Source organism: Cyanobacteria bacterium GSL.Bin1 (assembly GCA_009909085.1).
In the GTDB taxonomy this organism is placed as follows: Bacteria; Cyanobacteriota; Cyanobacteriia; order Cyanobacteriales; family Rubidibacteraceae; genus Halothece.
Genome location: JAAANX010000187.1, coordinates 31,859 through 51,178, shown reverse-complemented (window position 1 = coordinate 51,178; position 19,320 = coordinate 31,859). Strand labels below are relative to the sequence as shown.

Sequence of the window (19,320 nt, the reverse complement as noted above, 5' to 3'; positions counted from 1 at the left end):
TCTCAATCATCACTCATCTTTGAAAACCCTCATCTATCTCCAAAGCTCATGGGAAAAGTTATTGGTATTGATCTCGGCACCACAAATAGTTGCTTTGCTGTTTTAGAAGGCGGCAAGCCCCTAGTTATTGAGAATTTAGACGGAGGGCGTACCACACCGAGTATTGTTGCTTTTACGAAAGAACAAGAGCGTTTAGTGGGTCAACTCGCAAAACGGCAAGCGGTGACGAATGCAGAAAATACCATATACAGCATCAAAAGGTTTATTGGGCGACGCTGGGAAGATACAGAACAAGAGCGCAGTCGAGTTTCTTATCGTTGCGTTCCGGGACGAGATCAAACAGTAGATGTGAAATGCCGGGGCAAACAATACACGCCCCAAGAACTGTCAGCGATGATTTTACAAACTCTGAAAGCCAGTGCAGAAAGTTATCTGAACGAAACTATCACTGAAGCTGTGATCACTGTTCCTGCCTATTTCACAGATGCGCAACGGCAAGCGACCAAAGACGCGGGAACCATCGCGGGTTTAGATGTGATGAGGATTGTCAATGAACCCACCGCTGCCGCACTAGCTTTTGGTCTGGATAAGCAAGAACAACAACAGAACGTTCTTGTGTATGACTTGGGAGGCGGTACCTTTGATGTTTCCATTCTGCAACTAGGAGATGGTGTTTTTGAAGTTAAAGCCACAGCCGGAAATAATCATTTAGGGGGAGATGATTTTGATAATGTCATCGTTGAGTGGATGCTTTTAGCCTTTAAGGAGCAAGAAGGCATTGATCTCAATGAAGACAAAATGGCAATGCAACGGCTACGGGAAGCCGCAGAACGAGCCAAGATTGAACTGTCTACCCGCCCCACCACATCAATTAATTTGCCTTTTATTACCGCTTTTAGTAAAGGCGGGGGGGAGTTAGGTCCCAAACACTTGAAATTAGACTTAAGTCGAGCCAAATTTAATGAACTCTCCCGGGAGTTAGTCCAAAAGACGATTCAACCCTTAACGCAAGCGATTGAAGATTCAGGCTTAAGCAGAGAAGAGATTGATCGCATTTTGTTAGTTGGAGGCTCAACCCGGATTCCGGCGGTGCAAGAAACCTTAAAAGATTTCTTTAATGGTAAAGAACCGGAGCGGTCAATTAACCCGGATGAAGCAGTCGCACTGGGCGCAGCGATTCAAGGCGGTGTTTTAGGGCAAGAACAGGAAGTGAATGATCTCTTACTGTTAGATGTCATTCCCTTATCTTTAGGGATTGAAACTCTCGGTGAAGTCTCGACCAAAGTAATTGAGCGTAATACAACAATTCCAACCAGTCGCTCCCAAGTCTTTTCCACGGCGAGTGATGGACAAACATCCGTTGAAATTCATGTTTTGCAAGGGGAACGCGCAATGGCGAAGGATAATAAAACCCTAGGTAAGTTCTTGCTCACCGGAATTCCTGCGGCGCCGAGAGGCGTGCCCCAAATTGAAGTTAGCTTTGACATTGACGTTAATGGCATTTTAAAGGTGTCTGCTGAAGATAAAGGCACGGGGCGTGAGCAAAGCATTGTGATTAAAGAAACTGGGGGTCTTTCTCAACAAGAAATTGACCGCATGCAAAAAGAAGCAGAGCACTATGCAGAAGAAGACCGCAAACGGATGCAACGGATTGAACTGAGTAATCAAGCTGATAGTCTCTTCTATAGCCATCAAAGCACACTGCGAGATAATGAAGGTTTGATTCCAGAAAAACTCAAAATAGCTGCTGAGGAGAAAAAAGAGGAATTAGTGCAAGTATTAGACGATCCGAAAGTGGACCTGGGGGTGCTGCAAACTCGCCTTGAGGGCTATCGACAAGCTGTCTTAACCATGGGAGCCGAGGTATACAATCAAGGCAGTAGCTATAGGGGAGAATCATCGTCGCGGGATTACGAAACTGTTGGCGAAGAAGAGATTACCCGGGAAACAACCCATTCTAATTTTGACCGTGCTAGGGAAACAACAAATTCTGATCAAACTTTCAGTCCACCTCAACCTAAAGCCAATAAAGATAAAGATACGTCTGAACTAGAAGCAGTTTTTAGCACATTTGACGATCAAACACAAAGTTCCGATGTTGCCACCCCATCTGATGATGCGATAGATTTAGGAGATGCAAGCGAGAACACCCAGACGAGGTTTGACCTTGACGATGAAGACTTTAACCCCTTTGAGGAGTTTGAAGAATTTGAGGAAGAAGACGAATCCTGGAGTGATGATTTCGAGGCTGTGGAATAACCAGAGTTAAACGAATCATTATTGAAGCCTTTGTCAACACTTGCTACTCTCAAAAGAAGACATAATTATTTAAGATAAACACTATACACTAAACGACTGCTCTATGGCTGCCGATTATTACGAACTCTTAGGAGTCTCCCGCAACGCAAGTAAGGAAGATATTAAGCGTGCTTACCGTCGTCTAGCACGACAATATCATCCTGATGTGAATAAGGAAGAGGGAGCGGAAGAACGATTTAAGGAAATTAACCGCGCTTATGAAGTTCTCTCTGAACCGGAAACGAGAGCGCGTTATGACCGCTTTGGTGAAGCAGGCGTTGGTGCTGGTGCTGGTGGTGCAAGTTACCAAGACTTTGCCACCGATATGGGTGGATTTGCCGATATCTTTGAAACCATCTTTAGTGGGTTTGGCGGTGCTGGTGCGGCAGGTTCCACTCGCCGTCGAAGCGGACCCACCCGTGGCGACGATTTACGCCTCGACTTGAAAATTAAGTTCCGAGAAGCGGTTTTTGGCGGCGAAAAAGAAATTCGGATTCCTCACCTGGAAACTTGTCAGACTTGCGAAGGGAGTGGTGCCAAACCGGGAAGCAGTGCTACGACCTGTTCCACTTGTTCGGGCAGTGGACAAGTGAGACGAGCCACTCGCACGCCTTTTGGCAGTTTTGCTCAGGTGTCAGTGTGTCCCACCTGCAATGGCGAAGGGCGGGTCATTGAAGAAAAATGTGAAAGCTGTGGCGGGGCTGGTCGCAAACGAGAAACGAAAAAACTGAAGATTACAATTCCGCCCGGTGTTGATAATGGCACGCGGCTGCGAGTGTCTGGAGAAGGCGATGCCGGTTTGCGTAGTGGTTCTCCCGGTGATTTATATGTCTATTTGACGGTTGAACCGGATCCTGAATTTAAGCGCGATGGACTCAATATTCACTCTGAAATTACAGTGAGTTATTTACAGGCTATTTTGGGTTGTCGTTTCAAAGTGAATACAGTTGACGGTGAAGAAGACTTACATATTCCTGCAGGAACGCAACCGGATACAGTGCTCACTTTGGAAAACAAGGGGGTGCCAAAACTGGGTAATCCCGTCAGTCGCGGCGATCAGTTGATTACAATTCATGTGGAAATTCCCACCCGTTTGAATGCCGAAGAACGGGAGTTGCTGGAAAAGCTCGCTAAGATCAAAGGAGAGAGCACTGGTAAAGGTGGCTTAGAAGGATTTTTAGGACGGGTGTTTGGTGGATGAGTCAGTCAATTTCTTCTACTAATCCACAATCGCTTCCTGATGCTGAGTTAGATTTACGAGGAACGCCTTGTCCGATTAACTTTGTGCGCACGAAACTCCGTTTAGAACAAATGGAACCCGGCACTTTATTAGAAGTTTGGTTAGATCCCGGCGAACCGATCGAGCAAGTTCCTGATAGCCTGAAAATGGAAGGCTACCCCATTGAAAGTCTTGACGATCGCGGTGAGTTTTTTGCACTGCGGGTGCGACGCTCGGCAGAGTAAATATGGCGGATCAAGATCAACTGACAGGAACTGTGGTTGCGGTACAAGCCAACTTTTATCAGGTACAGTTGGACACAGATGAAACCCGCTTGTTATGTACCCGTCGATCGCGCTTGAAAAAAATTGGACAGAAGGTCATGGTCGGCGATCGCGTGGTGGTGGAAGAACCGGATTGGACGGATCAACGAGGCGTGATTACCAAGGTTTTTCCCCGCAAAACGGAACTCGATCGACCACCGGTTGCTAACGCTAATCAGTTAGTCCTTGTTTTTGCTCTCGCCCAACCGCCGTTGGAACCATTCCAGCTCAGCCGTTTTTTAGTGAAAGCCGAATCAACGGGAATTGATTTATGTTTGTGCTTGAATAAGCAAGAGTTGGTTTCGGAAGAGGCACAACAGGAATGGAATCGTCGTTTGCAAGGCTGGGGCTATGCGCCCTTTTTGATCAGTGTGGAAACGGGCGCTGGCTTAGAGGCACTCCAGCACCAACTCCGGAATAAAATTACTATTCTCGCCGGTCCTTCTGGGGTGGGAAAGTCGAGTTTGATTAATCTCCTGATTCCCCAAGCGCAGTTACGGGTGGGTGCAGTATCCGGAAAATTGCAACGGGGACGCCATACTACGCGCCATGTGGAGTTATTTAACTTGCCTGAGGGGGGGTTGCTAGCGGATACCCCAGGCTTTAATCAACCGGATCTCAATTGTGAGCCTGCCACCTTAGCTCACTATTTTCCTGAAGCCAGAGCACGCCTAGCTCAGGAGAGCTGTCAGTTTAGTGATTGTTTGCATCGAGATGAACCGAACTGTGTCGTGCGGGGCGACTGGGAACGGTATGAGCACTATTTAGAGTTCCTAGAAAGCGCGATCGCGCAATCCATCGAGCGAGAACAAACAACGGATGCGGAGGAGAGTTTAAAAGTCAAAATGAAAGGCTCAGGAGAACGTCGCTACGAACCGCGTTTAGAGCGTAAAAAGTACCGTCGGGACTCGCGACGACAACAGAATCAAGATTTACAGGAATGGTGTAAAGATTGGGAAGATGCGGAAGAACTCTAGTTGTCTGTTAGTTTGGCAAGGAGCAGTCAGAGGAGATCAGGAAGACAAGGAAGACAAGGGAGACAATTTCAGCACCCTCATCCTTAAACACAAAATGGATCACCGATTAGTTCGTATTGACCAGGGGTTGCTTGCGCTTTAAACCGAGGGCTTTGGCTAACCAAGGGGGTGGAGAAGTAGCAAGTACCTGTTGCAGAGCCGCTAAATGCTCTCTGGCGGCGCCTCCTTCTTCTTTCTTCATGGGGTAAATATTGGCTTGGATGACTTTTGCTGCTGCCGGTCCACCGATGGCAACCAGGTAAACCAAGGCACAATCTTTAATTAAGTTCACGCGAAATTCTGTTTTATCTTTGGCGAAATCGGCTTCAATTGCCGATCTGACATCAATCAATTGCATCTGATCCACTGCTAACTGATAAATCAAATAACGATGGCAGGATCCAAAATGTCCATCCAGTTCTTCTCCCGTATTAGAAGCCACGGCAATTCTTACTGAGTGGGGTAAATCTCCTTCTTGATAGGGGATGATCGGTAGGTCTTCATCAGTTTCTCCCCACAAGATGCGGAGGACTTCTTTGAGAGTGCTGCGGTCAATCTCTGCGTCTTCAAAATTGCTCAAGGATTGTTCTAATTGAGTCACTGTTAGTTGACTTAGTGATGTTTCCGTTACCTCATCATCAAGCTGGGTTTGCAAAGCAGTAATTAAATTGGGGAGAGAGAGCTGAGGCAAGTTTTTAGATGCCAATGCAATTCTCAGGGCGACTGCATTGGAAATAGAGGGGGTTGGCATGGGAAACTCCTGTAGCAAAAATCAGTCTGTATAGAACTTATAACAGCTCCTCATCAAACAAGAGGCATTAGAGATTGAGATTAAATTGATCAAGAGGGTACTCATCTTTCTCAAACGGTTTTCAAATCAGGAATACAAATTCGGTTTGGCACAAGGGACGAGCATTTTTTTGCCACCCTACGGGAAACCAACAAATTATGATGATACTCATCCAAAATCGAATCAGAGCAGCTACTCCCGACAGGATCAGAGATTGACCTTTTATCTTTACGCTCCAATCAGTTGGGATGACCAGAGTGCAATTTTGTTAAAAATACTAGTCGTTTTACCTATGAATACTCATCCCAGACCCCGAAAATACTGACCCTTCTTTCCTTAACTAAAGCTTCGAGTCCTACGAAGTCAGAGGGAGGCGCTTTGAGTACATCCTTAACTAATTCAATCAATTTCAACTGTATGCTTACCATCAAACTTCCGTTAGAGAAGATAATAAAACAACGGTTGAAACCACTAAGTTTATTTTCAATTTCATTTCTATGATTTTTGGGTTAAAAATTTAGCGATGTCAAAATGGTGTCAAAATAATACCATGTTGGCATTTAATCGTTTCTTGCTAGTCGTAATGAATGCCAAATTGATGTCATATTAATACCATGAAAAGATTTACTTTGAGATTAACAGAAGCAGAATATTTCAAGCTCAAAAGTTATTGTGAAGAACTTCATATTTCCATGAATGATGTGGTTCGGCAACTGATTCGAGAGTGGACGCCTAGCACTAAGGCAGCCGCTCAAAACGGACATAAAGAGGATCCCTAAAGTAGAGTTTGACACAGTTGAATATTGGATTATCTTTGAGTTAATTACGACGAATCTAGGGAATTAGATTGAATTAACTCTAGAGCAATTGTAAGGTTTTATTTTGCAGCAATGATCTGTTTGATTCACTTTAAATAAAAAATTAAAAGACTATAAAGAATCCTTAAAAACGGCTAAAAACTAACATATTTAACAAAATTGTCTGCCGATATCGAGCAATATTTATAGAAATAAGGAAGAGTAAAGAGTCAACTCGAAAGTCTCAGTAAGGAAAAAAGCAAAATCGAAAATGTAGAGGAAGATACAGTTTCATTATGTCATGCTTTTTTGACTTACGGTTAGAACAAGCACCTTTTCTTAAAGCCGGTGTAGTTTCTGATGGTTCAATAACAGTTTGACTGAGTAAAAGCTGTTATTGAACCCGTTTAACTTTTGGAGGCCTGGTCTCGTGTTGTCTGTACAAAAATTGTCTGCGAAGGGAAGTTGCTATGTCTTATACCATTCCGAAAAATTGTACTCATTGCGGTATCTGTTTGCCCGAATGTCCAACAGGGGCAATTCAACTCGATGGCAAAGAGGAATATTGGGTGGAACCGACGCTGTGTAACCACTGTGAGGATAAAAATCAGAATCCGCTGTGTGTGAGTAGTTGTCCGGATCATTTACCCTTACCCTTACCTGCCAAAAAAGGCAGATATAAAGCTGAACCCCGCGTCTTAAATACGCATGGTCTGTTTGCCAATGGTCAAACCAATCCCATGGCGACGGCAATGGTGGTTTGGGAAGCCTGCAATATTTTAGCAAAAGGGTCAGCCGTATCCTGGCAAACGAATAAAGACGACCAACTTTATTTTCAACGTCCGGTGAAACAAGGCAAAGGGAAAATTGACTTTTGGCTAACGAATGATGTGGTGTCCAATGATCCCAAGATTCTCAACTCGATTGAAGCGGTACCAACAGTAGAAGGAATGGATATGCGGGCGGCTTGTTTGCATCTGATTTTTGCTGCTTATGCCGTCGCGATCGAGCGCCCCTGGGAACAAGAGTTTGCCATTGACAATAAGCAAATTGAAGCTTATTTAGGGTTAGATAAACGCAAAGACCTGAATAAAGCCACCAAACTGAGTTTGATTAAATCTCTAGTTCAACAACCCTGTAAACTACTAACTGCCATTGATTGGCCGCGACAAGGGAAAATTAAGGCATTTTCGGTGGCAAAAGACCGGATTTGGCATCTGATGGGCATCGAAAATCACTTTCAGGAAGATGCCCAAGGTTATAAGCATTTAGTGGGCATGACCTTTAAGATTAAAGCCGGTGCTTGGGCAGAGTATTTCCTCAACAAACAGGGATATAAAAAATCTGTTGCCTTCTATCAATATGGCACTTTGCCCAAGTTTATTCTTTCAACTGTAATGACGATTTGGCATCAACATGAAGGGGCAGTTCGCATGATGCTGTGGCTGTTGTTCAAAGCGAAAATGGGCAGAGAACAACGGATTACAGTTCCGAAATTGATGTATGTTGCCTACGGGGAGGATAAAGTCAAAGAAGCGACGTTCAGTCGAGAACCCCGCAAACGACTGATGCGGAAATTTGAAAGTGACCTAGAATCGCTGAATGAATATGGCATCAAACCAGTTTTTGATCCGGTTACTTATCCAACAAATATTCAGCCATTGTGGGCAAGATTAAGCGATATTCCTGATGATGCAGATGAGGCAATGGAGTTTTGGATTAACGATGCCTGTAATGATACTCGTATTACTGATGCTGCCCCCCGGGGAAAATGGAATTTACTGATGAAAGCACGAATTCTGAAATTTGAATTGCCCCCAGAATGGGATGAACAACTCTCGCATTGGGAAAACAAGAAACAACAAAAAACCCGTCATAAACATCGCAAGCAGAAAGCTTTCCCCTTGAGTGCCGAACAAATTGCCAGTGCCAGAAAACGCTTAGGCCTCAGTCAAAGAAAGTTAGCCCAATATCTCGATAAAAGCCAAAGTTGGATTCGAGATTTAGAAAATGGTCGCTTTTCTGCCAAGTTAAACGACCGGATTAAGTTGCAGAAGATTTTACAAATTGAGGCGTAACTCTTTTTCGTTATCTTCACGCTGAGGGAGGGACATATTTTAGCTTTGTTATTAGGTGTTTGGTTGATTCGCCAACAGCCAATTACAGCTATGTCTCTCACCTGATTTAAAGACGGGATAACAACATTAATCGTAATTCCGAAAGTTGGATTGGCCAAGGAAAGGGACGGGCTTTTAATTCTTGCCACTTTTCCTTAAACACTTCTGCCTGCAAGTGATAGTCATCGGGATGGTTTGCCGGTTGATTTAACTTGAGATAGAGAGTCATGCGGTGTTGGGTTTCGCTAACCGTCGCTAGCCAGCAGGGAAACGTATTGCTTTCTTCTTCTGTGTCGGGAAAGATGAATTGGTGGGCGCGAAGACCGACATATTCTAGAGAGGGCGGGATCGGTTCAATGACATCGAGGGTACAATCCCAGTCGATCGCGCGAATCTGATTTTGAGCGGAAGCCACGGCACGAGAGAAGTTCTTACAGCCAGTAAGTTGGGCAGTGCGCCAGTTGGGGGGACGTTCAAAAATGTCTTGTTTTGACCCATTGGCAATTACTTTACCATCATCCACAATTAGTAAGTTAGGACAAACGCGATAGGCTTCTTCTAGATTATGGGTAATAAAGAGGGTAACCCCTTGATAGTAACTGAGGTTTTGGCGCAGCAGTTTTTCTTGTCGATCGCGCAAATAAGTATCTAAAGCGGAAAAAGGTTCATCGAGGAGTAAGATATCCGGTTGATTGATTGTTGCCCTAGCGAGTGCTACTCGCTGCTGTTGCCCGCCTGAGAGTTCCCCCGGATAGCGATTGCCCATGCCTTCTAAATTGACGGCAATTAAGGCTTTTTCTACTTCCTGCTTGATTTCCCGATGCGGTTTTCCTTTTGCCATGGCAAAGGCGATATTTTCCGTGACAGTGAGGTGAGGAAACAGGGCATAGTTTTGGAATAAAAACCCACAAGCGCGATCGCGCGGCGGCAGATTAATCCCTCTTTCGGAATCATATAACACCCGCCCATTTAAGATAATTTTCCCCTGATCTGGGGTTTCCAATCCAGCAATGCAGCGGACAAGGGTACTTTTTCCGGCACCGGATGCACCCAGTAAGCCGAGTGGAGTTTGGTTGGTGGTAAAGGCAACATCGAGATCGAGATCGGAGAGTTGTTTTTTGATTTCAACGATTAATTCAATGGGCGCTGGGGGTAAGGGCGTTTTTTTTACCGGTTTGCGTTTGGAGGCAGCGCGACTGGATAACTTAGCAAACAAGGGAGTCAAGGGATGATGAGAGGCATAATTGGGCTTGTCATGGGTCCAATAATTTACAGCAGTAATCACGCCCAGGGAAATTACCAGCATGATTACAACTAGCATCAAGGCGCGATCCATTGATCCGCCTTCCGCTGCTAGAAAGATGGCTATAGGGATGGTTTCCGTTTTTCCTGGAATTGCCCCCGCTAACATTAAGGTTGCCCCAAATTCCCCCAAAGCCCGGGCAAAGGCCAGTAAAGTTCCGGCAATTAACCCGGGTTTGGCTAACGGTAACAGAATCCGCCAAAATATCGTCCATTCTGATGCCCCAAGCGTGCGCGCACAGGCGATGAGATTGCCATCAATTTGCTTAAATGCCCCAAAGGCAGTTTTATACATTAAGGGAAAGGCAACCACAGTCGAAGCGATAACCGTTGCCCACCAAGAGAAAATAATTCTCACCCCAAAGGCATCTAAAAGTTGACCGAGGAAGCCGTTTTTTCCGAGTAAAAGGAGTAATAAAAACCCGACGACGGTTGGTGGAAGCACTAAGGGGGCAGTTAAAATCCCTTCTAGAAATCCCTTACCTTTTCCTTTATTGCCTAGCATCCACCGCGCGATCGCGATACCCATAAAAAATGTAATCAGGGTTGCCGTGATGGCTGTTTTCAGGGAGATCCAGATGGGAGAAAAATCAGTCATGGTTTTTTCGCGACGATGTGAAAAATGTGCCAGTAGCGGTCTTCTCCGAGAGGGGTTGTTCCGGGATGTTCTTCTTCTTCGAGGAGTTCAATCTCGTAGGGCTGGAGTAAGGTTTCCACTTGGGAACGAGTCTGACAATGAATTAAACCGCCGTCTTGCCACGAATCGCGATCGCCGAATAAATGTCCGCAAACTCTTCCCCCATTCTTTAAAGCATTAAAGATTTGATTCCAGAGGCTAGGAAAGGCTTCAGGAGAACAAAAAGGGAGGCAAAAACTGGCATTAATCAAGTCAACCGGTTGAGCAATTTGTAAATTTTCAAAGGTAGAAACTTGAGTCGTGAGTTGGGGATGATCGGCAAATTTTGCTTGTAATTTGGCAATGGCTTCTGGTTCTTTATCAATCGCTAAAACCGTCCAACCTTGTTCTAAAATTGGGACGGTATCTCTCCCAGTTCCACAGCCGAGGTCGATGGCAAATCCCGGTTTTTCAAAGTTAGCAAGGGCGGTTAAAATTGTCTTTCTCGGTGGACGTTCTCCAATTGCTTTGTAGTAATTTTTCCAGTCGCGTTTTGTTTTAGTCATGGTGATTGGTGATGTTATTAGTTATCTATCAGCAACTGGGTTACTCAATGGCGCGATCGCGCTTCTACTGAGACCGATTAAAATCTACCAGTAATGTACACTTTCCAATTGAAATGAAATATCAATGGGACAATAAAAAGGCAACTGGTAACCTCAAAAAACATGGTATTGATTTTGCTGATGCAGTATCCATTTTTAAAGATGATTTAGCAATTACAATTTTTGATGAACGATTTGAGGAAGAACGATATGTCACCATTGGGATAGATGCTTTAGGAAGGGTTTTGGTCGTTGTTTATACTGTGCGTGGTGATGAAATTCGTCTCATTTCAGCGCGGAAAGCAACTCGGAAAGAACAACAACAATATCAGGAGGGATAGCGATGGAAGCAGAATATGATTTTAGTCAAGGAAAACGAGGGGCAATCGACCCAACCCCATCAAGACAAACTCGCATCACCATTTCTATTGACAATGATATTTTGGATTGGTTTCGGCGCTCAGTCCATCTTTCAGGAGGTGGAGACTATCAAGCGTTGATTAATGAAGCATTACGGCAATATATTGAAGAAAACCGCGAATCGTTGGAAGAAACCCTACGGAGAGTCGTTAGAGAAGAATTGAATCAAAATCATTGATTACAACTAAAGATTCGATTAGGTTTTGGAAAGATTGATTACTGATTATTAGTCACTGGAACAAATCCATAGTCTTCAAAGACGACTTGGGCTTCTTCTGTGGTTAAAAATTGGATTAATTCTTTGCTAGTTTCTGGGGTATCGCTATCTTTAATCACCGCAATGGGATAAATAACAGGAGAATGACTCTCTTCCGGTGCAGTGGCGATAATTTCCACGTTATCAGAAACTTGCGCATCGGTGCGATAGACAATCCCTGCTTCCACATTTCCCGTTGCGACATAATTTAATACTTGACGGACATCTTTGCCATAAACGGCTTTCGCATTGACTTTATCGGCAATATTGAAGGAATTTAAGACGTCTTGGGCGTATCTTCCCGCAGGGACACTTTCGGGTTCTCCCAGTGCAATTAAGTTAACTTTTTCTGTATTCAAATCTTCAAAATCAGTGATATTTATACGGGCTTTATTGCCTTCTTGAATCACTAAAACCATTTGATTTTTTAATAGATCGCGTCGCGTTTCAGTGATGATTAAATCTTTTTCTGCAAGGGCATCCATTTTATCAACCGCAGCAGAGATAAATACATCTACAGGTGCGCCTTGTTCAATTTGGCGTTGCAGCGACCCCGAAGAGGCAAAATTATAAACAATTTCTCGGTCGGGATAGGCTTCTTCGTAAAGGGGTTTGATCGCCTTCATGACATCTTGCAGGCTTGCTGCTGCGGATACCGTTAATTGGTTAGCAGTAGTTTCTTGACTCGAATTTTCTAATTGACTGGTTTCAGGACTTTCACATCCAGTTAGGAATAGTAAAGAGACAATACCAAGACTCAAAAAACTGGAAATTTTGCGATTTTTCATGTTCTTTTCTCCAAAAATATAGTGATTTTTAAGGGGTTAGTATATAATACTTAGTGTCTAGTAAATTTAGCTAAATGATCAGAGGAGTAACTGATGAAATTAAGCACTCGAAATTCTTTTAAAGGGACGGTAAAAAACGTCAATTTAGGAACAGTTAATGCTGAAATCACAATAGAAATTGCACCGGGAGTAGAAGTGGTTTCTGTGATTACAAAGTCTTCAGCAGAACGGTTAGAGTTAGTCGAAGGAAAAGAAGCGTATGCTTTAATTAAATCAACGGATGTCGCGATCGCGGTTGAGTAACTCTAAATCGTCCTTTGTCATTATTTAGGCTAGTCCCATGATAAAGGACGCATCTGTATCTCCTGCTACTTTCGTAGCAAGCTGAAGCCATGATTATGGTGAAGTGACTCTCACTTTAATGGACTGGGCAACTTCTTCATCAATGGCAAGGCGAGTTTGACCGACTTTAATCACAAAAGCAGGAAAAGTTTGTTCAAGGGTAATATAACTTCCCTTATAAAGTCCCATTGCTAATAATTTATTGAGCATCTCCTCGTCTTGATTTCTAATGGCAGTAATTTTGCCTTCAGTTCGTGCTTCTAAAAAGTTGAGCGGGGAATAGTAAACAGAAAAACCTTGCGTTAGCATCTTAAAAATTGAACTCCATGAGGGTAAAAATTTGATTGAGAATGTAGCCTGTAGAGAAAGCAAAGAAAATGACAAAACTCGCGATCGCGATCGTCGTTTTTAACCCACGTTCTTTGAACATAAATTGCAGTTGGGCAATGCAAGGAATAAACAGGGTTAATGTTACCGCTGCGACCACTAATTGTTGTCCTGCTAAAATGCCTGAGGAATGCAAATCAAACATTCCGGCTGCCCCATAATCGCGACGGAAAAAGCCGTAAAGGAAAGTGGGTGCTGCTTCTGTAGGCAAACCTAACCCCACCACAACCGGTTCTAAGCCACTGACAACGACATTAAATAAACCGGTGAGTTGGCCCATCCAAATTAAAACCGAAGCAACGATAAATAAGGGTAAAATTTCCCAGAAATACCATTTCAATCTGACGTAAGTTTTGGTAAGAATTGCTTGTAAGCGGGGAACTCTTAACGGGGGAATTTCCATGTAAAAACACGAGGCTTGTCCGGGAACCGCTTTTCCGGCTAAGAAACCAATGCCTAAAAAGATTCCCATCATCACTAACGCCCAAACCAATAAGGCTGCAGGTTCTTGGGAGAGGAGGGCTACAACGCGTCACCAGCGTTGCCATTGTCCCACAGCCTAAGCCTAAAATCAGGGGAATAATCGATCGCCCGGATAAGCCAATGGTTTTAAATAAACGATCCACTAATAAGGAAAGGCGGGGTAAATAGCCGCTATCTTCTAATAGGGAAAACATTAAAAAGAACGTTGCAACAACCGGTAAAACAATCGCGATCGCGTAACGCATCCCTAAGGTAATAATTCCATATTCATTGGCCAATAAATCTTGCAGCACTTGCCAAGGAAAAATCGTTGCAATAATGGTATTAACAACGGGGTTAATTTGCGACTCAAAAAAGCCTTCAATGCCATCGACTAAGATTCCCCCACCAAAGACTCCGACAAACTGATAAATTCCAAAATAGAGGACTAAAAAAAGAATGGGAATTCCGGTAAGCGGATGCGTGGTTAATTGATGTAACCACTCCTGCTTTACCGCTTGTTTTTTAGTGTTGTGAGTTGTTACTTCCTCGGCAATTGCCATCGCTTGTTGATGGCGAGATTGGGCAATTTCTAAGCCAAGAGAGTCGGAAAACTTGGCTTGAGTTTCCGTTATAATTTTTTCAATTTCTGGGAAATAGGGCTCATTTTGCAGACGCGCTTTCCAAGTCGCATCTTGTTGCAATAAAAGTAAAGCAATGCTACGAGAAGAAATGGCATCTGTACGATTTTCTAATAAGGACTCAATCTTAGAAATCGCACGTTCAATGGGTAACGGATATAAGAGTGGGCTGGACATAGTGGGTGAGTTGAGCGATTAATTGTTTAAGTCCGACTTTGCGTGCTGCTGACATCAAAACAACTGGAACGCCTAATTTTGCTGTCAGTCGATTTTCATTCAGGTGAATGCCCAATTTTTCGGCTTCATCAATCATATTCACCACTAAAATAACCGGCAATTGGGTTTCAATTAACTGTAGTGTTAAGTTCAGCATTCGCCCTAAATGTTTCGCTTCTACTACATGAATAATTAAATCCATTTTTTGGTTCATAATCAAATCTCGGCTCACCCTCTCTTCTTCCGTAATGGGTAGCAGAGAATACATTCCGGGCGTATCAAAAAACGTCACTTTTTCACCGGCAATAATCGCTTTTCCTGCTGTCAGTTCAACTGTTGTTCCGGGATAGTTAGAAACAGTAACATAAGTTCCAGTGAGTAAGTTAAAAATTAAACTTTTACCGACATTTGGAGAACCAACCAGTGCAATCTTTGTTCCCTCTGCAGAAACGTTATTTTTGGCTCGGGGTTGGGAAAGAGAGTTTAAGAAATGCCAACGTCCCCTACGTCGTTTAGGATGACAGCTTTGATGGCAATCGTAACAATTCATTTATGCTTCCTCCATTTTTATCAAAGTAGCGAAAATTATCTGAAGAAAACTGTCAATCAAAATACAAAAAATATCTTCTTAGTAAAGCGATTAATGCTTTGCTAGTTTAAAGGCAGAAATCAATAAAATTGTGCCCAGAATCCAATAAAGAATAGAACTGGCAAAATATTGCAACAGATAACTGCCAATAAATGCACCAACTATTGATCCCATCCCCATCATCAAAATAAAACCCGATTCGGATTTAATCTCTCGTAGTTTATGTTGGCGATGATACTTAAATAAACCCATTAAAATGGTGGGAACACTAATGGCAAGACTTAAACTCCCTGCGAGTTTAATATCAACCGCAAAAATCAGAATAATTGTGGGAATAATGAGTTCTCCTCCGGCAACACCTAGCAAACTGCTGAAAATTCCAATTACGACACCAGCAACTAAGGCTGCGATGATTTGAAAATAGCTGGCAATTTCCCACGTATCCAGATTAAAAATTAGCTCATGTCCAATTAAAATAAAACTGATAAAAATCAGGAAGATAACAACAATTTTATTTAACTGTTTTTCGTTAATTCGAGTTGCAGAGTTAACTCCAATATAAGACCCAAATAACGAACCGGCTAAGATATTGATAATAATGGGTGAGTTGGCGAATAACAAATTCCAACTAATGGTTTCACTACGGAATAATAATGAGAAAATAACAGTAATTAAGCTAACCACTAAATTGAGGATAATCGCTTGTAAGGTACGATATCTAAAAATTTGGATCAAAATTGGTAATCGAAACTCTGCCCCTCCCAAACCAATTAATCCACCCATTATTCCCACTAAACTTCCCCAAAAAAAAGGGAGAAGATTTTTCCAAGCGAAAGTAGTTTTGATCATGGTGGCTTCTGTAACGATCGGGGCTAACTGCTGTTAACCCCGATATTGATTTTCAATGGACAAAACTAGACCAAATAGGCTTCTTGATGGGTTTTAATAGTACAGTCGGATTTAGGATAAGCGACGCAAAGTAAGACAAAACCTTTAGCAATTTGGTCTTCATCTAAGAAACTTTGATCGTCTTGATCGACCTCTCCTTCCACCATTCTGCCGACACAACTAGAACACCCGCCCGAACGACAGGTAGAGGGTAATTCTACGTCATGTTCTTCGGCTGCATCGAGAATATATTCGTCTTCAGGAATCTCAAGGGTGACATCAACTTCGGGGGGTTTTTTCTTTTTACCTTTGATGAGGCGAACTTTGTAAGTAGTCGTCATGATGATTCTCCTTATTTTCAATAGAATTAAGTTGATTAGCTGCAAGGCACAGCCGTGGGATTGCAGTTTGCGACAGAGAAAGATTTGCCACAGCTACAAGCCTCGGTTGCGTTGGGGTTTTCAAACTTAAAACCGCTTTCGATTAAGCCTTCGATAAAATCGATAACAACCCCGTCTAAGTAGGGGGCACTAGGGCGATCGAGATAGATATTGATGTCATATTGTTGATCAGCAATATCATCAGTTTCAGCGCGATCGACGATATTCATGGCATATTCAAAGCCGTTACACCCGCCGTGAACAGCAGCAACTCGGATCCCTCGATCTCGAACGCGATCGCCGTTGTTTTGGCGGAGAAGACTCTTAAGTTTGAAAGCTGCTTTTTCGCTTAAGTAAACAGTCATGGGAGGTCTCCTTTTGGATTAGTCATTGGTCATTGGTCATTAGTCATTGGTCATTAGTCATTGGTCATTCGTCATTCGTCATTGGGAAAAAGGACTAACAACTAAGGACAAATCGGGATAGCATTTTGGGTGAGTGGACTTCTGGCGTTGTTAGTCTCACCGCACACGGGACAATTCGGATCTTTGTACAGGTGGAGTTTTTTGAACTCGCTATGGGCTAAATCCATGTTGAGTAAATAGCCTGATAAGGGTTTACCGAGTCCTGTAATCACCTTGATCGCTTCTAACGCAGCCAAACAGGCGAGTGTGCCGGAAACTGCACCGAGAACGCCAAAAGCGCGACGATCCCAATCGGGTTTTTCTGGGAACAGACAAGACAGACAAGGGGTTTCACCGGGAATAATCGTGGTGAGATAGGCCTCCATGCTGTTCATTGCTGCTTCAACCATGGGGGTTTCCCACCGCACACAAGCCCCATTGAGTAAATCCCGTTCTGGGAAATTGTGGGCGCAACTGAGGGCAATATCGGCACTTTGAACTAAAGAATCGACATTTTCCGAAGTAATATATTGCGCGATCGCGCTCACTTCCACATCAGGATTGATTTGATTCAAGGTTTCCTGTGCTTTCGTCACTCGCGGTTGACCCACCCAGTCATCGGTCATTAAGATCTGCCGGTTCATATCATCCAAACGCAGATTCCCACCCCGCACGAGAATCAATTTACCGATTCCCGCCACCGCCAAATATAGGGCAACGGTTCCCCCTAACCCCCCCACCCCAGAAACCAGGGCAGTGCTATTTTTCAGGGCATTTTGTCCCGCCTCCCCTAACTCAGGAAGCTGCATTTGTCGGCTGTAACGTTCTCGTTCTTTTGGGGTTAACATCATTCTTCTGCTTTTGCGGTTAGGTCATTTAAGGAAACAAAGTTTTTTGGCTTGTTTTGAAAGACCTTAAATAGCTTTGTTTCTAGGGGACTAGAAGTGAGAAACACTTGATAGGCTTCTTCTAAGGCAAGACGATATTTCTCTAATCTTTCCGCTTCACTCAGATCAGGGAACGCCTGATCAACGTCCTTCAGTAATAAAGAAAATTGTTTGAGAATATGGAGACGATTGACGTTAACAAATTGCGGATCATAATCAATCTCAAAAAACTGTAAATACTCTTCGGCAGTGGTCAGACTTTTAAAAGCAGCTAAAGTTTTAGGTTTGGTTTCAGAAAAAGTCATTGTAATTGTTCCTCCCAAGTTTTGAGTTGTTGTTTCAGTTCAGCTAATTGTTGATAGATTTCGTAAGTTTTTGTGGCTTCGTCAATAAGTTTTTCGTAATCAGTCGGTAAGCCTTCTGCCAGATCATGGAGATCCATTTTCATTTGACCGGCTTTACTACTGAGACGTTTGACTCTTTTCTTCAAATCAGCCACAGCTTCCGGGGTTGGTTTTGGAGTAACAAATTGAATCATATTTTTCTCCTCCATTTTCCTTATTCATGTTCATCTCAAAGACTATAAATTAGTAACATCCTCTCTCCAAAATTAAATTACAGTTGAGTTTATAAACTCTTTGTGTCCTCTGTGTCTCTGTGGTTTGATTCATAGATAATCATTAAGCATTAGCAGCATCCGGAAATTGTTCAATCGCTTTAATTCCTGATTCCACAAAGCGTTCCCCTTGGGCAGCTAACTTTTTGAAAGAGGGATAGCCAAAACGGTGAGCATCTCGTAACGTGCGAGAGACAACCATTAAATGTCCGGTCCAAACCAGTGCCCAGCCAAAGCCTTCGTGGGATAAATCAATAGCAACTTGACAGAGTTTTCCGGTTTCTTTTTCAATCCGTGCTGCGATCGCGCGATGGAAATAAAGAATTCTTAACTGTGTCGCGAGATCAACATTATTCTCTACAGAAATTTCTCGTTTCTTTTCCTTCGGTACAACAAAGTTCGCAATGACTAATTCATCTTTCCAACTGCGGTAAACACCATAATTATCTTGAGCACGGACTTGCTGTACTAATTCTTGAAGAAAGGCATTTTCTGCCACTAATTCGGAGTCTGCTTCGGGGATTGGTGCGGGTTTAGTCATGAGTCATTCCTCATTATTTTTAGAACTTATTCATCGAAATTAGACAACTTAACTTTTCCTCTTAATGTCTTTCGTAACCAAGGGGGTGGATTCCCTAAGGTTTGGATCAGACTATCGAGAACATTGGTAATTTCTTCTTCTTGGTTTTCTACTTTGAGGGGGGTTACTTCGGCTTGCAGTAACCGATACGCTGCACTACCGCCAATGGCAGAAACATAGACGATCGCGCAATCAGCAACGGCATTCATTTTCGGAATTAACTTATCTTCTTTGCCATCTTCCTTGAGATTTTCGCCAAAGTCGATGGTTTGCAGAAAGTGATAGCCTTCAACCGAAACATCGTAAATATCAAACTTTTTTGCCCAACCAAAATGAGCATTAATATGAATATTGTCTTGGGTTGCAAATGCAACTTTCATT

Annotated in this window: 23 protein-coding genes and 1 pseudogene; 9 read left to right on the top strand and 15 right to left on the bottom strand. The window is 43.2% G+C overall.

Annotated features, from left to right (window positions below; translation table 11 throughout):
- Positions 1 to 48 precede the first annotated feature (48 nt).
- The 4 genes from dnaK (at position 49) to rsgA (ending at position 4,817) form a co-directional block, all read left to right on the top strand.
- The gene (gene dnaK, locus GVY04_21565; protein NBD18620.1) at positions 49 to 2,259 is read left to right on the top strand and encodes a molecular chaperone DnaK; all 2,211 of its coding nucleotides are present in this window, start codon (positions 49 to 51) and stop codon (positions 2,257 to 2,259) included.
- A 103-nt stretch (positions 2,260 to 2,362) separates the two neighbouring features.
- On the top strand, positions 2,363 to 3,499 hold the full coding sequence (gene dnaJ, locus GVY04_21560) for a molecular chaperone DnaJ (GenBank protein ID NBD18619.1): 1,137 nt from the start codon (positions 2,363 to 2,365) through the stop codon (positions 3,497 to 3,499).
- Positions 3,496 to 3,762 (top strand): sulfurtransferase TusA family protein, encoded by a 267-nt coding sequence (locus tag GVY04_21555; protein NBD18618.1) that lies wholly within the window; start codon positions 3,496 to 3,498, stop codon positions 3,760 to 3,762. Before dnaJ ends, GVY04_21555 begins: the two co-directional genes overlap by 4 nt.
- Before the next feature lie 2 nt (positions 3,763 to 3,764).
- Positions 3,765 to 4,817, top strand: coding sequence for a small ribosomal subunit biogenesis GTPase RsgA (rsgA, locus tag GVY04_21550; GenBank protein NBD18617.1), 1,053 nt, complete (start codon positions 3,765 to 3,767; stop codon positions 4,815 to 4,817).
- Positions 4,818 to 4,923: 106 nt separating this feature from the next.
- On the opposite strand, the gene GVY04_21545 is transcribed toward rsgA, so the two are convergent.
- Positions 4,924 to 5,607, bottom strand: coding sequence for a dinitrogenase iron-molybdenum cofactor biosynthesis protein (locus GVY04_21545; GenBank protein NBD18616.1), 684 nt, complete (start codon positions 5,605 to 5,607; stop codon positions 4,924 to 4,926).
- A gap of 653 nt (positions 5,608 to 6,260) precedes the next feature.
- On the opposite strand from GVY04_21545, the gene GVY04_21540 reads away from it, so the two are divergent.
- Both GVY04_21540 and GVY04_21535 read left to right on the top strand, forming a co-directional pair.
- Positions 6,261 to 6,425, top strand: a complete 165-nt coding sequence (locus GVY04_21540; protein ID NBD18615.1) for a CopG family transcriptional regulator — start codon at positions 6,261 to 6,263, stop codon at positions 6,423 to 6,425.
- A gap of 488 nt (positions 6,426 to 6,913) precedes the next feature.
- Positions 6,914 to 8,521 carry a helix-turn-helix domain-containing protein gene (locus GVY04_21535; protein ID NBD18614.1) on the top strand — a complete coding sequence of 536 codons (1,608 nt, stop codon included), beginning with the start codon at positions 6,914 to 6,916 and terminating at the stop codon, positions 8,519 to 8,521.
- 106 nt (positions 8,522 to 8,627) lie between these two features.
- On the opposite strand, the gene modB is transcribed toward GVY04_21535, so the two are convergent.
- Together modB and GVY04_21525 are read right to left on the bottom strand one after the other, a co-directional pair.
- Entirely contained in the window at positions 8,628 to 10,460 is a 1,833-nt protein-coding gene (modB, locus tag GVY04_21530) for a molybdate ABC transporter permease subunit (protein NBD18613.1), read from the bottom strand.
- Entirely contained in the window at positions 10,457 to 11,044 is a 588-nt protein-coding gene (locus GVY04_21525) for a methyltransferase domain-containing protein (protein ID NBD18612.1), read from the bottom strand. The genes modB and GVY04_21525 overlap by 4 nt, the downstream gene beginning before the upstream one ends.
- Before the next feature lie 113 nt (positions 11,045 to 11,157).
- Here GVY04_21525 and GVY04_21520 point away from each other — a divergent pair, with 113 nt between their 5' ends.
- Positions 11,158 to 11,424, top strand: coding sequence for a BrnT family toxin (locus GVY04_21520; GenBank protein ID NBD18611.1), 267 nt, complete (start codon positions 11,158 to 11,160; stop codon positions 11,422 to 11,424).
- Positions 11,425 to 11,426: 2 nt separating this feature from the next.
- The gene (locus GVY04_21515; GenBank protein NBD18610.1) at positions 11,427 to 11,681 is read left to right on the top strand and encodes a CopG family transcriptional regulator; all 255 of its coding nucleotides are present in this window, start codon (positions 11,427 to 11,429) and stop codon (positions 11,679 to 11,681) included.
- 38 nt (positions 11,682 to 11,719) lie between these two features.
- Here GVY04_21515 and modA read toward each other — a convergent pair whose 3' ends face one another.
- The gene (gene modA / locus GVY04_21510; protein NBD18609.1) at positions 11,720 to 12,547 is read right to left on the bottom strand and encodes a molybdate ABC transporter substrate-binding protein; all 828 of its coding nucleotides are present in this window, start codon (positions 12,545 to 12,547) and stop codon (positions 11,720 to 11,722) included.
- 93 nt (positions 12,548 to 12,640) lie between these two features.
- On the opposite strand from modA, the gene GVY04_21505 reads away from it, so the two are divergent.
- Positions 12,641 to 12,850 (top strand): transporter, encoded by a 210-nt coding sequence (locus GVY04_21505; GenBank protein NBD18608.1) that lies wholly within the window; start codon positions 12,641 to 12,643, stop codon positions 12,848 to 12,850.
- A gap of 93 nt (positions 12,851 to 12,943) precedes the next feature.
- Here GVY04_21505 and GVY04_21500 read toward each other — a convergent pair whose 3' ends face one another.
- From GVY04_21500 to nifX, 11 genes and pseudogenes are all read right to left on the bottom strand, one after another.
- Positions 12,944 to 13,198 (bottom strand): ferrous iron transport protein A, encoded by a 255-nt coding sequence (locus tag GVY04_21500; GenBank protein NBD18607.1) that lies wholly within the window; start codon positions 13,196 to 13,198, stop codon positions 12,944 to 12,946.
- 1 nt (position 13,199) lies between these two features.
- Positions 13,200 to 14,556: pseudogene (locus tag GVY04_21495) on the bottom strand (ferrous iron transporter B).
- Positions 14,522 to 15,145: a GTP-binding protein gene (locus GVY04_21490; protein ID NBD18606.1), complete on the bottom strand. Its 624-nt coding sequence runs from the start codon at positions 15,143 to 15,145 to the stop codon at positions 14,522 to 14,524. The pseudogene GVY04_21495 and the gene GVY04_21490 overlap by 35 nt, the downstream one beginning before the upstream one ends.
- 90 nt (positions 15,146 to 15,235) lie before the next feature.
- A complete protein-coding gene (locus tag GVY04_21485; protein NBD18605.1) occupies positions 15,236 to 16,033 on the bottom strand; it encodes a TSUP family transporter in 798 nt (265 codons plus the stop codon).
- A gap of 65 nt (positions 16,034 to 16,098) precedes the next feature.
- Positions 16,099 to 16,413, bottom strand: coding sequence for a 2Fe-2S iron-sulfur cluster binding domain-containing protein (locus tag GVY04_21480; protein ID NBD18604.1), 315 nt, complete (start codon positions 16,411 to 16,413; stop codon positions 16,099 to 16,101).
- Positions 16,414 to 16,448: 35 nt separating this feature from the next.
- Positions 16,449 to 16,817, bottom strand: coding sequence for an iron-sulfur cluster assembly accessory protein (locus tag GVY04_21475; GenBank protein ID NBD18603.1), 369 nt, complete (start codon positions 16,815 to 16,817; stop codon positions 16,449 to 16,451).
- Between the two features lie 101 nt (positions 16,818 to 16,918).
- The gene (locus tag GVY04_21470; protein NBD18602.1) at positions 16,919 to 17,707 is read right to left on the bottom strand and encodes a protein hesA; all 789 of its coding nucleotides are present in this window, start codon (positions 17,705 to 17,707) and stop codon (positions 16,919 to 16,921) included.
- On the bottom strand, positions 17,704 to 18,048 hold the full coding sequence (gene nifW / locus GVY04_21465; GenBank protein NBD18601.1) for a nitrogenase-stabilizing/protective protein NifW: 345 nt from the start codon (positions 18,046 to 18,048) through the stop codon (positions 17,704 to 17,706). The genes GVY04_21470 and nifW overlap by 4 nt, the downstream gene beginning before the upstream one ends.
- Positions 18,045 to 18,281: a hypothetical protein gene (locus GVY04_21460; GenBank protein ID NBD18600.1), complete on the bottom strand. Its 237-nt coding sequence runs from the start codon at positions 18,279 to 18,281 to the stop codon at positions 18,045 to 18,047. Before GVY04_21460 ends, nifW begins: the two co-directional genes overlap by 4 nt.
- A 142-nt stretch (positions 18,282 to 18,423) precedes the next feature.
- On the bottom strand, positions 18,424 to 18,900 hold the full coding sequence (locus GVY04_21455; GenBank protein NBD18599.1) for a NifX-associated nitrogen fixation protein: 477 nt from the start codon (positions 18,898 to 18,900) through the stop codon (positions 18,424 to 18,426).
- Between the two features lie 26 nt (positions 18,901 to 18,926).
- Positions 18,927 to 19,319 carry a nitrogen fixation protein NifX gene (gene nifX / locus GVY04_21450; GenBank protein ID NBD18598.1) on the bottom strand — a complete coding sequence of 131 codons (393 nt, stop codon included), beginning with the start codon at positions 19,317 to 19,319 and terminating at the stop codon, positions 18,927 to 18,929.
- Between the last annotated feature and the right edge of the window lies 1 nt (position 19,320).

Excerpts from the sequence above, each read along its gene's own strand:
- dnaK (NBD18620.1), top strand. The coding sequence starts at position 49 with ATGGGAAAAGTTATTGGTATTGATCTCGGCACCACAAATAGTTGCTTT.
- dnaJ (NBD18619.1), top strand. The coding sequence starts at position 2,363 with ATGGCTGCCGATTATTACGAACTCTTAGGAGTCTCCCGCAACGCAAGT.
- GVY04_21555 (NBD18618.1), top strand. The coding sequence starts at position 3,496 with ATGAGTCAGTCAATTTCTTCTACTAATCCACAATCGCTTCCTGATGCT.
- rsgA (NBD18617.1), top strand. The coding sequence starts at position 3,765 with ATGGCGGATCAAGATCAACTGACAGGAACTGTGGTTGCGGTACAAGCC.
- GVY04_21545 (NBD18616.1), bottom strand. The coding sequence starts at position 5,607 with ATGCCAACCCCCTCTATTTCCAATGCAGTCGCCCTGAGAATTGCATTG.
- GVY04_21540 (NBD18615.1), top strand. The coding sequence starts at position 6,261 with ATGAAAAGATTTACTTTGAGATTAACAGAAGCAGAATATTTCAAGCTC.
- GVY04_21535 (NBD18614.1), top strand. The coding sequence starts at position 6,914 with ATGTCTTATACCATTCCGAAAAATTGTACTCATTGCGGTATCTGTTTG.
- modB (NBD18613.1), bottom strand. The coding sequence starts at position 10,460 with ATGACTGATTTTTCTCCCATCTGGATCTCCCTGAAAACAGCCATCACG.
- GVY04_21525 (NBD18612.1), bottom strand. The coding sequence starts at position 11,044 with ATGACTAAAACAAAACGCGACTGGAAAAATTACTACAAAGCAATTGGA.
- GVY04_21520 (NBD18611.1), top strand. The coding sequence starts at position 11,158 with ATGAAATATCAATGGGACAATAAAAAGGCAACTGGTAACCTCAAAAAA.
- GVY04_21515 (NBD18610.1), top strand. The coding sequence starts at position 11,427 with ATGGAAGCAGAATATGATTTTAGTCAAGGAAAACGAGGGGCAATCGAC.
- modA (NBD18609.1), bottom strand. The coding sequence starts at position 12,547 with ATGAAAAATCGCAAAATTTCCAGTTTTTTGAGTCTTGGTATTGTCTCT.
- GVY04_21505 (NBD18608.1), top strand. The coding sequence starts at position 12,641 with ATGAAATTAAGCACTCGAAATTCTTTTAAAGGGACGGTAAAAAACGTC.
- GVY04_21500 (NBD18607.1), bottom strand. The coding sequence starts at position 13,198 with ATGCTAACGCAAGGTTTTTCTGTTTACTATTCCCCGCTCAACTTTTTA.
- GVY04_21490 (NBD18606.1), bottom strand. The coding sequence starts at position 15,145 with ATGAATTGTTACGATTGCCATCAAAGCTGTCATCCTAAACGACGTAGG.
- GVY04_21485 (NBD18605.1), bottom strand. The coding sequence starts at position 16,033 with ATGATCAAAACTACTTTCGCTTGGAAAAATCTTCTCCCTTTTTTTTGG.
- GVY04_21480 (NBD18604.1), bottom strand. The coding sequence starts at position 16,413 with ATGACGACTACTTACAAAGTTCGCCTCATCAAAGGTAAAAAGAAAAAA.
- GVY04_21475 (NBD18603.1), bottom strand. The coding sequence starts at position 16,817 with ATGACTGTTTACTTAAGCGAAAAAGCAGCTTTCAAACTTAAGAGTCTT.
- GVY04_21470 (NBD18602.1), bottom strand. The coding sequence starts at position 17,707 with ATGATGTTAACCCCAAAAGAACGAGAACGTTACAGCCGACAAATGCAG.
- nifW (NBD18601.1), bottom strand. The coding sequence starts at position 18,048 with ATGACTTTTTCTGAAACCAAACCTAAAACTTTAGCTGCTTTTAAAAGT.
- GVY04_21460 (NBD18600.1), bottom strand. The coding sequence starts at position 18,281 with ATGATTCAATTTGTTACTCCAAAACCAACCCCGGAAGCTGTGGCTGAT.
- GVY04_21455 (NBD18599.1), bottom strand. The coding sequence starts at position 18,900 with ATGACTAAACCCGCACCAATCCCCGAAGCAGACTCCGAATTAGTGGCA.
- nifX (NBD18598.1), bottom strand. The coding sequence starts at position 19,319 with ATGAAAGTTGCATTTGCAACCCAAGACAATATTCATATTAATGCTCAT.